The organism is Methylobacterium aquaticum (assembly GCF_016804325.1).
In the GTDB taxonomy this organism is placed as follows: Bacteria; Pseudomonadota; Alphaproteobacteria; order Rhizobiales; family Beijerinckiaceae; genus Methylobacterium; species Methylobacterium aquaticum_C.
Map to the genome: position 1 here is coordinate 2,653,223 of NZ_CP043627.1, position 12,298 is coordinate 2,665,520.

At 69.8% G+C, this 12,298-nt stretch carries 6 protein-coding genes; 2 read left to right on the forward strand and 4 right to left on the reverse strand.

What is annotated here, in order from left to right; all coding sequences use genetic code 11:
• Positions 1-41 precede the first annotated feature (41 nt).
• Complete coding sequence (locus F1D61_RS12005; RefSeq protein WP_203158103.1) at positions 42-1,754, reverse strand: tyrosine-type recombinase/integrase; 1,713 nt, start codon at positions 1,752-1,754, stop codon at positions 42-44.
• A 115-nt stretch (positions 1,755-1,869) separates the two neighbouring features.
• Between F1D61_RS12005 and F1D61_RS12010 the strand changes: the two genes are divergently transcribed.
• Entirely contained in the window at positions 1,870-3,021 is a 1,152-nt protein-coding gene (locus tag F1D61_RS12010) for an amidase (RefSeq protein ID WP_432443300.1), read from the forward strand.
• A 360-nt stretch (positions 3,022-3,381) separates the two neighbouring features.
• Here F1D61_RS12010 and F1D61_RS12015 read toward each other — a convergent pair whose 3' ends face one another.
• From F1D61_RS12015 to F1D61_RS12025, 3 genes are read right to left on the reverse strand one after another with little or no spacing between them, the layout of a single operon-like run.
• Positions 3,382-4,524 (reverse strand): hypothetical protein, encoded by a 1,143-nt coding sequence (locus F1D61_RS12015; RefSeq protein ID WP_203158106.1) that lies wholly within the window; start codon positions 4,522-4,524, stop codon positions 3,382-3,384.
• A 52-nt stretch (positions 4,525-4,576) separates the two neighbouring features.
• Positions 4,577-8,884 (reverse strand): translocation/assembly module TamB domain-containing protein, encoded by a 4,308-nt coding sequence (locus F1D61_RS12020; protein ID WP_348649443.1) that lies wholly within the window; start codon positions 8,882-8,884, stop codon positions 4,577-4,579.
• A gap of 8 nt (positions 8,885-8,892) precedes the next feature.
• On the reverse strand, positions 8,893-10,839 hold the full coding sequence (locus tag F1D61_RS12025) for an autotransporter assembly complex protein TamA (protein WP_203158113.1): 1,947 nt from the start codon (positions 10,837-10,839) through the stop codon (positions 8,893-8,895).
• A gap of 502 nt (positions 10,840-11,341) precedes the next feature.
• Between F1D61_RS12025 and F1D61_RS12030 the strand changes: the two genes are divergently transcribed.
• Positions 11,342-12,238, forward strand: coding sequence for a histone deacetylase family protein (locus tag F1D61_RS12030; RefSeq protein WP_203158114.1), 897 nt, complete (start codon positions 11,342-11,344; stop codon positions 12,236-12,238).
• The last annotated feature ends 60 nt before the right edge of the window (positions 12,239-12,298 follow it).

The following is a 12,298-nucleotide window of genomic DNA, read 5'->3' on the forward strand; positions in this document are numbered from 1 at the left end:
ATTAGGTCCTGCCGCTCTTGCTGTCGAGGGGCGCTTGCCCCTTACGCATTCTCTAAGGGTGGAGTCATCTCTCGGCGATCATCAAGGGGCGGAACGGGAATTTTTGCTACTGCCTCCGCCATCGTCTTGATATCAATGTGTCGATAGACAGACGCCGCTCTTCCATCTCTATGGCCTTGGATAGCGTCAACTATCGAATCTTGAATTCCAATGCGCGACGCTACTGATTTGAACCAATGGCGAGTTGCATGCAAAGGAGACTTACGTACATCTGTAAAGCCGTTGTCGCGAATCCATCTCCCTAGCCGCGCGGTAATGTGCTTGGACTTGTGGCGCTTATCATCACCGCCTCGCGACAGTCGGTCGTAAAACAGAGGTCGCCCCTTTCTACTCGCCACAAAATCTAATAATCCGGCTTCGATCAATGCCGGATGGATGGGAACGTAGCGCTCAGCAGAGTGCTTGATCGTCCCACCGTCATCTGTTTCTTGGATGGAAATTACATGAATGCCATCGATCATGCGGACATGAGTTTCCCAAAGCTGGCAAATCTCTCCCGCACGAGCACCCGTCAATATGAGCAGCCAAGGCACCCATCTGCGAATTGGCAATGTCTCCTTGCTAGATAGATCAAGAAGTTTCGCAATCTCTTGGTCCTCATATGCCAACTTCGCGTCGCTGGCTCGATTTCCACCGCCAGCCCTTACACCTTTAGCAGGGTTGTCGTCATGGAGTGAGTTTGTGATTGCAAAATTATAAAGCGCTCTAAGACAAGAAAGATACGATTGGTTGAGCGTCTTAGCTTTGACACCGTTTAAAATACGATTATCTTTCCAATTTATTATATCTTGTTTGCTGATTTTCGTAATATCATCATGTCCAACATATTTAGTAAGCTGCTTTGCTACATTCTGCCAAGTATCGCGAGTAGATGCAGCAGGATTCACCTCGCGCGCCCACCTTTCTAACAATTCCTTAAAAGATATTCCAGCCACAGCAGACGATGGCTCACGCAATTTTTCGCCAGGATCGATCTTTGGAAACCGGCCTTCGGCCGGATCGTCTGACCAGTCAAAATTTGCCGCGCGCTTCATGCGCCATGATGCATTGAGGATAGCTACGCCGACACGCTCCAGAATTGTCGAACGAGAACCCTCATCTATCTCAAGTCCGTTAATGCCCAGAACCCAATCAACGTAAGCACCAAACCTCTGCTCGAGAGCTGAGGTATGAACGCCGGGCGGGAGAGAATCGATGACATCAGTCATCGTCTCGCCGAACAACTCGCGAGCAAGCTGCACCTCATCAACCGGATCAAAATCGCATGGCAGTCTTGGCGCGCTAGCTATGCGGCCTTCCAGCGCTGCGCGAGTAAAGGCTTTGACTGCCGCCCATGCGTCGGGGGTGCCAGGAGATTCTAGGAACCGACGGCTGATGTGTTCGTAAACTTGGCGGGCCAGAGCTTCGATGCGCATCGGCGTCAACCGGGCCGACCCGCTACGGGCAGCCTCGTACACACGCTCAAGGTGGGCTTGCACAGCAGCGCAGCGGGCGTGACTAAGCGCGTGGTCGCGCGTGTGGAGGGAGACGCGAGCGAACTGGCCGAGCGTGAAACTGACCAGCCGCGAATCGCCGCTTGCAGCCGCAGGGAGTTCGATGAAGACCTCGCGGCCCCTCAGCTTCGCCACAAGATCGGTCGGAACTCGTTTCTCGTACCGGTGCGGCGCGTCGCCGCGGATGACGGGTTTCGACATGTATCGGGCCATCTGCCGTGTCTCACGGTTTTGTATCACGGTTCCGGCCGATTTCGTCAACGATCTCAATAACTCAGGCACTTAGCCTCGATTTCCATCCTTCGGCATCAAGGACATCATCGATTGCGCCGGCGCGCCCGTGACCTGCGGCTCGCGCTTCACCGGCGAGCGGGTGGCGGATACCGACGCGACGGTGGTAGCGCGGCTCAAGGCCGCCGGCGCAATCCCTCTCGCCATGCTCGCCACCACCGAATTCGCCTGCGGCTCGGCCCACAACCCGCGCTACGGTACTGTGTCCAATCCGTGGAACCGGGCGCGCTGGACCGGCGGCTCCTCGACCGGGTCGGGGGCTGCGCTCGCCGCCCGGCTGATGCCGCTGGCGCTCGGCACCGATACCGGCGGCTCGATCCGGGTGCCCGCGGCCTGGTGCGGCGTCACCGGCCTCAAACCCACCCGCGGGCTGGTGCCGCGCACCGGCGTCGCGCCCCTGTCCTGGACCCTCGACCATGTCGGCCCGATGGCGCGCTCGGCCGAGTATCTGGCCCGGGTGATGCCCTGGATCGCCGGCCCCGACGGCGCCGACCCGCACGCCGCAGGCCATTACGACGCCTCCCGGGCGCGAGGGGTGCCGGGCCTGAGGATCGGCGTACCGGACGGCTGGTTCACGCAGATGCAGGACGACGCTGTGCTGGCCGCCTGGCAGGCGATGCTGCGCGTGCTGGAGCGGCAGGGCGCGCGCCTCGTGCCGGTCGATCTCGGCCCGGTCGCGACCGCGCATCAGGACGGCTACACGATCGTGATGGCGGAACTCGCCGCGCTCCAGGAGCCCGACCTCGACCGCGCCGCTTCGCTCGATCCCGGCACCCGCGCCCGGATGGACCAGGGCCGGCTGTTCTCCGCCACCGACTACCTGCGCGCCCTGCGCCGCCGGCCCCTGGTGCTGGCGCAGGTCCTCGATGCGCTCGCGGACGTCGACGTGCTGGTGACCCCGGGCCTCGGGGGCGAGGCGGCGGCGCTCGACAGCCTCACAGTGGAGGTGAACGGCGAGGCCCACCCGCTCCAGGCGGTGCTGCCGCGCAACACGATGCTGTTCGACTATACGGGGCTTCCGGCCCTGATGCTGCCGACCGGTCTCGGGCGGACGGGGCTGCCGGTCGCCGCGCAGGTGGTGGGGAAGCCGTATGACGACGCCGTGTGCTTAGGCGTGGGGGCGGCGTTCCAGCGGGAGACGGACCATCATCGGGGGGCGCCGCCGGAGGTGGGGTGACCCGATCGTTCGGGCGTTGTCGCCGTGGAGAGTTCACCATCCTCGCCAGCACCGACCGGCTCCAGCGACATCCCGGGACCGCGTCGCTAAGTCGAGGACGACGGCAAGAGTCTCTTTGATCGACCTATCCTGTCGGTCTGGCGCCGACATCGCCGCTTTACTGTGTCATCCTGGGGCCGCACAGCGGAACCGGGGATCCATAATCGCTGACGTGACAGGACGAGGCGGAGCGCTGCTCGCCTTATTTCCCACCGTCAGCGGTTATGGATCCCGGGTTCCCGGCTGCGCCGGGCCCCAGGATGACGGTGGAGGGTTCGGGTTCGATTCCGCGGATCAAACAGGCTCGCGGAATATCTGCCGTCACCCAGCAGCTTTCACCCGATCCGCGATCCATTGCAGGGCATCGATGACTTTCTCGGTCCCCCGCGGATCGGCGGCGATCCGTGCAAGGGCGATGGTGCCCCAGCCCTCTGCGACGGCATCGGTCAGGCCAGAATTCTCGACCTGCGCGAAGAGCCTCACGATCTCACGCCGCTCTTCCACCGTGTTGAGAAATGGCCTGGTTTCGAGGTGCTTGAGCTGCAGCCAGACGCTCCCCTTGCCCTCGGTCGAGAGATAGGCCGGGTTGATCGTCGCTCCCTTCGCCCGCAGCAGCGGGTAGACCGATCCGCTGGTACGGCCGGTCCCGAAGACGAGCGGCAGGCCGAGCCCCTTCATCCCATCCAGGATCGCTCGCGCGGCCGCGGCCTCCACCGCGGAGAACCTACTGTTGCACTCCGCGAGAAGGCGCTCCTCGGTCCAGCGCTCCCCCCTGGTCGGCTCCTTCCGGCCCGCCGCCTCCTGGGTCTGGCCGAAGACCATGGGCACGATGGTCCGTAAACCCTGTCCGGTGAACTGGCGCAGCTCGATCGCCAGGACTTCGGCGGGCTGCATCTGCTTGTTCATAAACTCGACGATGCGGCGCAGTTCCGAGGGAATGTCATCGGCGACGAACAGCAACCGCAGCTTGCCCGCAGCGATATTCTTGTCGACGTCGGCCCAAAATCGGTCGGCAGCGATGTCCGGCCCGAGGAACTCGGCCAGCACGGCACCGCTCTCGGCCTTGGCCGCCGCGCAGGTCGCCTCGAACGCGGACAGAATCCTGTCGGCATTCCAGGACGACTGGAAGTTGGAGGCGTAATCGAGCATCTGCCCGACCACCTCGCGACGCAGCCGACCGTCGGATTGTCGCTTCACCTCGACCAGGGTCGGCACGCCATCCTGGTCGAGGAACAGATGGTCGAGCGACCATCGGCTCGCCGCATCCTCGTGCCCGATCGGCAATTCCTGCTTCACGAGCAGGAAACGCCGCGGATTGTCGGTGTCGATCTGATCGCCGACCAGCAGGGCAGGAAATTTCGAGAGCAACGCCTGGAAATCGACCTCGGCCGCGAATTGCTCCGGTTGCATGGGCACCAGAGTGTCAGTCCCCTGCAACACGAACACGCCGGTTCGAAGGGTCATGCGATCCTCGCCTCGATAAGCACCTGTGAACCGGGTGGGTTAGCCGAATGGTTCAATACTCCCACTCCGCGCCCACGCCGACAGCCGTCCGTCCATCGGCGCCGGCCTCGCCCTGCACCTTGATCCGCCCGGTCACGTCGTAGGTGATGGTGGCCGCGCTGTCCTCCGGCCGCGCCCCGGCCCGCACGCCGACATTGACCCGCTCGCCGATCGCCCGCGACAGGCCGACCGCCGCGCCGCCCTTCGCGCCGGCCTGGATGTCGAGGCTGTCGAGGCCCAGCCCCTTGCGGGCGCTCTCGAACACGTCCGGCCCGCCGGCGCCGCCGGAGAGCTGGGCGACCGCTTGCGCCAGTTGCAGCGCCTGGAACGGCGACAGGCCGCCCGAGGCCTTCTTGAACAGCAGGCGCGACAGGACCTCGTCCTGCGGCAGCGGCGGCTCGGAGGTCAGCGCGAAGTCGGGCTGGTTGGCCGGGCCGGTGACGGCGATCTTGGCGGTAACGTCGCCGGCCTGGGACTGGGCCTGGAAGTCGAGATCCGGCGCCGTCAGGTCGCCCGCGAAGGTCAGGCGGCCGCGGGTGAAGTCGAGGCGCTGGCCGACGATCTGGATCCGGCCGCGGCGCATCGCGAAGGCGCCGTTCGCCACCGGTGCCGCCGAGGTGCCGGTGAGGCGAAGCGACCCGCCGAGCTCGGCGTCGATGCCCCGCCCGCGCACGGTGATGCGGCCGGGCGCGTTCACCGTCAGGTCGAGGGTGGCGAGGAAGGGCGGGGCCTTGCGGCCGCGCCGGGCCGCCGCGTCGCGCCTGGCCCGCGCCGCGAGGCGGGCGCGCATCTGCGGCGGGGTGTTGACGTGGCGGATGCCGGGCAGCGGCTGCACCGTGGCGGGCAGGCGGTCGGGCACCGAGACGTCGAGGGAGACGACGTCGACCTGGCCGGTGACCCGCGGGGTGCGGGCGAGGGGACCCGTGAGCGACAGGTTGAGGCCGGTGATCAGCGTCATCAGCTGGCTCGAGACCAGTTCGGCCCGGTCAGCCCGGATGGTCAGGTTGCCGGGGAACCCCGAAGCCGGCTCGACGGCGACGCGGCCCTGGACCTGGAGCGTGCCGCCGTTGCGGGTGGCGGCGGTCAGCCGCTCGATCACGAGCGTGTCGCCGCGCCCGGTAACCCGGCCCTGGATGTCGGTGAGGCTCACGCCGTTGAGCGGATCGGTGAAGCTGCCGCCGGTGAGAACCGCCGAACCGTCGATCTTCGGGGCCTGGAGCGTGCCGCCGATCCCGGCATCAAGGGCGACCCGGCCGGTCAGGCGCTGGCCGCCCGCCGCCAGCAGGGTGTTGGCGAGCGCCGCGTCGACGGTGCCGCGGGTGCGCAGCGCCAGGGTGCCGCCGGCCTCGACCGGGATCGAGCCGGACAGGGCGATCTGCACCCCGCGTCCGGCCGTCACCGTGCCGTCGAGGCCGGCGCGGCCGTCGTCGATCCGGCCGGAGGCCTTGGCGTCGATCGGCGGCAGGCCGGCGGAGCGGGTCTCGGGCGTCACGAGGCGCGACAGGCTCACACGATAGCTTCCCTCCGGGCTCGCGGCCGGGCCGGTCAGCGCCGCCTCGCCGTCGAGGGTGCCCGAGAGATTCAAGCTGGGCGAGGCGATGCGGGCCATCGCCAGCGGCAGGTTCTTCAGGCCGAGCCGCAGGTCGAGCCTCTGGCCGATCGTGCCGTCGAGGCTCGCCCGGCCGGAGCCGGCGGCGATGGCGAGGCCCGCCACCGTCACGCCCTCGTCCTTGACGGTCACGGTCGCGGGGCCTGCGAGCGCCAGCCGGTCGGCCCCGCGCACGGCGCTGAGGCGAGACAGGTCGAGGCGGGGATGGGCGGCCGGCACCAGCCGGGCGGCGCCGTCGAGGGCAAAGCCCCGGGCCCGGGCCTGGAGCACGAGGTCGCTGCCGTCGGGCGCGGGCTTGGCGTCGAGGCGGATCGCCTCGATCGTCTCGGAGCCGGCGACGAGCCGGTCGGCGACGAGCCGGCCGGAGACCCGGGGGCTGGTCCAGAGATCGGTGCCGGCGAGATCGGCGTCGAGGCGCGACAGCGCCACGCCGGCCGCCCGCACGCCTTCGCCGGAGGCCCGCACCGTCGCGTCCTGCTTGCCGCCGGCGCGGCTCAGGGTGATCGCGGCGTCGAGGCGCCCCTGGAGACGGGTGAGCGCCAGGGCCGAGAGGTCGTCGAGGTTGCCGGCCTTCAGCGACACCGCGCCCTCGGCGAGGCGGGAGGCCGGATCGACGGTGGCGCGGCCGGTGAGCGACACCGAGCCGAGGGTCAGGCCGAGCCGGTCGAGCACCCAATCGGCGCCGTCCTTAGCGAGGTGGAGGTCGCCGGACAGCGGCTTGCCGTCGACCCGGCCGGACAGGGCCACGGTGCCGTCGAGGGCGCCGGTGGCGTCGGTCACGGTCGCCTTGGCGGTCAGCTCGCGCACCGGCCGGCCCATCGCCCGGGCCTCGGGGGCCGAGACGGTCAGGGCCAGGTCCGGGCGCTCGAGCGAACCGGTGAGACGCGCCTCCAACCCGGCCTTGCCGGCGAGTTCGGGATCGAGGGTGGCGAGGTCGGTCAGCTCGACCCGGCCGGTCATGTCGGCCTTGGCCTCGGTGGCGCGGCCGTCGACCGTGGCGGCCACGGCCGCCCCGGTCAGGCGCGCGGCCTGGACCGCGTAGCCGTCGGGCAGGCGGGTGAGGCGGCCGGCGAATCGCGGCTCGCGGCCGAGAGTCCGGTCGAGGGCGGGGGTGCCGAGAAACAGCTTCTCGGTGTTCGCCTCGACGTCGGCGGTCACGCCGGCCCGGCCGGGATCGCCGGAGAGAAGCGCCGTCACGGCGACGCGGCCGCCGAGCGGCCGGCCGGCGGCGAGGGAGAAGGCGGCGAGGTCGGGGAGCTCGGCCTGGAGCGTGCCCGCCACCACGTCGCGGCCGATCCGGCCGGCATAGCGGGCATTCGCGGTCGGCGCCTCGATGGTCACGGCGTCGAGATCGGCGACGCCGTTCGGGTCGATGCGGCCGGTGAGGTGAAACGACGCCTTCGGTCCGACAGCCCGGCGCAAGGCCGGATCGGCGAGGTGGAGGCCGTCCACCTCGGCGTTGGCGGCGAGGCGGAAGGACTGGCCCTCAGGCTTGCGCGGCAGCGGCTCGGCGACGAGGTCGGCGCTCGCCCGGCCGAGCCGGCTGCCCGCGGCCGAGAGGCCGGCGGCGCGCAGGGTCCCGCGGACAGCCGGGGCGTCGAGGGGGCCTTTGAGGCTCGCGTCCAGAACCAGGGCCTCGAGGGTCGAGTCGCCGGCCTTGGTCACGCCGCCCTCGGTCGGAAGGGCGCGAGCCTGGAGGGTCAGGTCGGCGTTGCGGGCCGCGTCGACCCCGCCGTTCAGCGCCAGCCGCGCGGTGCGGGAGGTCAGCTCGAACCGGTCGACCTGCACCGCGCCGGCATCCGCGAAGCGCAACGCCCCGTCGAGGCGGGTGGTGCCGGAGAACACGGCGGCAAGCGGCCCGGGCATCAGGCCTTCGACCCGCGAGGCGAGGTCGAGCACCATCCGGCGCTCCGCCCCGACCCGGTCGATGCGGGCCTTGCCGTCGGCGCCGATGCCCTCGCCGGCCTTGAACGCGAGAGCCGCGTTCCAGGCGTCCAACGTGCCGTTGCCGTCGAGGTCGAGGCTCACCGGGGGTAAGCCGGGCAGGTTCATCAGCCGCGCCGCGAGGCCGCCTTCCGGCTCGTCCTGGGCGAGCTTCACCTCCAGACGGTTCGTGTCCGGCACGTAGACGAGCTTGAGGGTGACGGTGCCGGGCTTGTCGAGCCGGCGTAGGCCGAAGCCGAGATCGAGGCCCTCGCGCGGGTCGCCGAGGGTGGCCTGTCCCGCCCCGCCGATGCGGGCGGCCTCGCCGAGCACCGGCTCGCCCAGCACGAGGTCGGAGAGGGCGAAGGCCTTGACCACCACCTTCACCGGCAGGTCGGGCAGCAGCGCCTCCTTGTCCTGGGACGGCGGGCTCGCCGAGGGCAGGGGGCGGCGCAAGACCTCGAGCCGCCCGATCTCCAGCCGGTCGATCTCCAGGCGGCGCGACAGCAGCGCGGTGCGGCGCCAGATCAGCCGGGCCTTGTCGAGGCGCAGCCACACGCCGTTGCGGTCGGCAATGGCGACGTCGCGGATCGTGGCGTCGGAGGACAGCGCCCCGTCGACGGCGCCGATCGAGACCCGGGAGGCCGGGGTCGAGAGGGCGCGGGACAGGAGGTCGCCGAGGATCGTGGTCTCGCCCTCCGCCGCCTCGCCGGTGGCGGCGTGGCCGAGCCAGGCGAGGGCCACCAGGGAGACGGCGATGGCGGCGGTGAGAAGGCGCGAGGCCCGCATCTGCATCATCAGAAGGCCTGACCGAGGCTGATGTAGAGGGCGACCGGCGGCTGCTTGAGCTGCTTGTCGGGGTTCAGCGGCACCGCGAGATCGACCCGGATCGGGCCGATGCCGGTATAGTAGCGAAGCCCCAGACCCGCGGCGATGCGGATGCGCTCGTCGAAATCGGGCAGGGTGCCGGCAAACGCCGTGCCGGCATCGACGAAGGGCACGATGCCGATCGTGTCGGTGATCTTGATCCGGCCCTCGATCGAGCCCTCGAGCAGCGAGCGCCCGCCGATCGGCAGCTGGTAGGGGCCGATCGGCCCGACGGTGCGGTAGGAATAGCCGCGGATCGAGCCGCCGCCACCGGCAAAGAAGCGCAGGGATGCCGGCACGTCGGCGAGATTGGCGCCGCTCACCGAGCCGAAGCCGAGGCGGGCGGCGAGGATGTAGCGGCCCTCGTCGTCGAACGAGTAGTAGGTCGAGCCCTGCGCCTTGGCGATCAGGAGGTCGGGGCTCTTGCCCAGACCCGCATAGGGGGTGAGCGAGGCGGTGACGCGAAAGCCGCGGGTCGGGTCGAGCAGGCTGTCGGTCGAATCGTAGGTGACGCCGGCATTCAGCCCCAGCAGCCCGTAATCGACGCGGCCGAGCGCGTCGCGGTCGGAGCCGAACCGGCCGTCGAGGCCGACCTGCGCCGAGAAGGCATCGGCGAAGCGGCGGCGGACCGCCACCGTGAAGCCGGTGGCGTCGCTGAGATAGGATTGCTGCACCTCGCGGCCGATGAAGGCGCTGGCCAGGAGGTCGTTGCGGGTGCCGAACAGGGCGGGCTTCACGAAGGTCGCGGCGAGCCGGCCGCCGAGCCCGTTGGTCTCGATGCCGGCGAGCTTGCGGCGCCGGGCGTAATAGTCGGTGCCCAGCCCGAGATAGGACAGGTCGGCGTCGATCCGCAGGGTCTCGCCGCCGCCGAACAGGTTGCGGTCGGCCCAGTAGGCCCGCACCCCCGGCCCGTCGACGGTGGAGTAGCGGGCCGACACGCCGACGATGTGCGGCGAGCGCTCGGTTACGTCGACGAAGACCGGCAGGGTGCCGTCGGGATCGAGCGCCGTGCCCTCGCGCACCCGCACGCCGCCGAGCGCCTCGATCCGCGAGACCGAGCGGCGGATGTCGGAGAGCGCCTGCGGCGAGTAGGGATCGCCCGGCTCGGCATAGATGAACGAGCGCACCACCGCCGGGTCGAGGTCTTTCGTGCCCCGCACCGTGACGGTGCCGAGCCGCGCCTTCGGCCCCGGATCGACCACGAAGGTCACGTCCATGACGTGGGCGGTGTCGTCCACCACCGGCTGGCGCCGCAGCACCTTGGCGAAGGGGTAGCCGTCGCGGCGGAACCCGTCGATCAGCGCCGCCTCGCGGGCGAGCACGGTGGAGGACCGGGCCGGCACCTCGCCGTCGAGGCGGGTGAGGCGGGGGGGCACGACCTCGGGCGGGAACGGTCGGCCTTCAGGATCGAGCACCGTGATGGTGCGCAGATGGTAGAGCGGGCCCTGGTCGACGGAGATCCGCACCGCCACGAGGCTGCGGTTGCGGGCGGCCTCGGCGGCGCGCACGGCGGCCAGAGCCGCGGCGTTGCCGCCGAGCACCACGTCCTCGATGCGGAAGCTCACCGTGCCGGCATAATAGCCGAAGCCCGACAGCGCATCGACGAGGCGCGGCGCGTCCGCCTCGGCCCGGCGCAGCAGGCCCTCGCCGTCCGGCGGCGCGTCGTTGCGCAGGCGGTAGAGGCTCGACGTGTCCTGGAGGGCACGCAGCAGGTCCTCGTCCTCGACGCCCTGGAAGCGGATCGCGTAGGGCAGGGCGGCCGGGCTCGGGGCCGGCGGCGCCTCCTCGGAGGCGAACAGGCCGAACAGGTCGAAGGCGCGCGCCGGCTCCGCCGCCCCGAGCCCTAAGGCGAGCCCGAGCCCGAGCGCCGTTGCCATTCCCGCGCCTGACGGACGCGTCGTGTTCGCGCCGCGATGGTCGACCCGCTCCCGCATGCCCCCCGGCCGTGCTTGCCGGCTCCGCCCCCCGAGGCGAGCCTTGAAAGAAACTTACCTCACGCCGACGGCGTGCCCGATGCCCGCCTAACTCGCGGACCGTGATCGATGGCGAGCCTTCCCGTCCACCACCGTATCGCGCGCGATACGATGGCGATCGAGAGATGTCTGCCCCAAAAATCTCTTACCCAAGGGTCGGGGGAATTCGTGTTCAAACCGTGACCGTTGTCCCGCCCGATCCCCGACCAAGCTAGAGCATAAGCCGGCGAAAGGGGAGCCGGAGACGGCCGAACGACAGGCCGGACGGGTCCGGGCGCTTGCGCCGACCCTGTTGATCCTGCGGGAAGATCGTCCGATGCCCGCGGCGCGCGGTCGCGCCTGCCGAGAACCGGACCGGCGCGTTGAGCGTATCCGTGTCGTCCCCGCTGTCCACAGGGTCTCGCCCATGGTCCCGGTCGTGTTCCACCCGGCCTACGAGGCCGCGCTGCCCGACGGCCACCGCTTCCCGATGGGCAAATACGGGCAGCTCGCCGCGGCCATCGCGGCGCGCGGCCTGGTGCCGGACGGCTTCGTGACCCCCGAGCCGGCGAGCCCGGACCTGATCCGCCTCGCCCATGACGGTCTCTACGTCGAGCAGGTCGTCACCGGGACGGTGCCGCGGGCGGTCGAGCGGGCGATCGGCCTGCCGGTCGATGCCGGGGTGGCGCGGCGCTCGCTCGCCTCGGCCGGCGGCACGCTGCTCGCCGCGCGGCTGGCGCTGGCCGGAGGCCTTGCCGGCAGCACCGCGGGCGGCAGCCACCACGGCCGGCGCGACGGGGGCAGGGGGTTCTGCGTCTTCAACGACGTCGCGGTGGCGGCGCTGGCCCTGAAGCGCGAGGGCACGATCCGCCGGGCGCTGGTCATCGACCTCGACGTGCATCAGGGCGACGGCACCGCCGATTGCCTCTCGCACGAGCCCGACCTGTTCACCTTCTCGATGCATGCCGAGAAGAACTATCCCGCCGACAAGGTGCCGGGGGACCTCGATGTCGGCCTGCCCGACGGGCTGACCGACGACGATTACCTGGCGGCGCTGAGCCAGCACGTGCCGCGCCTCCTCGACGGGCAGCGCCCGGATCTCGTCTTCTACAATGCCGGCGTCGATCCCCACCGCGACGACCGCCTCGGCCGCCTGGCGCTCTCCGACGAGGGCCTGCGCCGGCGCGAGGCCTACGTGATCGGCGAGGCGCAAAGGCGCGGCATCCCGCTCGTCGCGGTGATCGGCGGCGGCTACGCGACCGACATCGCGGCGCTGGCGGCCCGCCACGCCCTGGTCTTCGAGGCGATGGCGGAGCGGGCGTGACGGAGGAATTCGGAACGGCCCAGGCTGTTCGGCCGTTCTATCCCCGAACGACCTCATGCC

Coding starts and splice junctions, on each gene's coding strand:
- F1D61_RS12005 (WP_203158103.1), bottom strand. CDS start 1,754: ATGTCGAAACCCGTCATCCGCGGCGACGCGCCGCACCGGTACGAGAAA.
- F1D61_RS12015 (WP_203158106.1), bottom strand. CDS start 4,524: ATGACCCTTCGAACCGGCGTGTTCGTGTTGCAGGGGACTGACACTCTG.
- F1D61_RS12020 (WP_348649443.1), bottom strand. CDS start 8,884: ATGCGGGCCTCGCGCCTTCTCACCGCCGCCATCGCCGTCTCCCTGGTG.
- F1D61_RS12025 (WP_203158113.1), bottom strand. CDS start 10,839: ATGGCAACGGCGCTCGGGCTCGGGCTCGCCTTAGGGCTCGGGGCGGCG.
- F1D61_RS12030 (WP_203158114.1), top strand. CDS start 11,342: ATGGTCCCGGTCGTGTTCCACCCGGCCTACGAGGCCGCGCTGCCCGAC.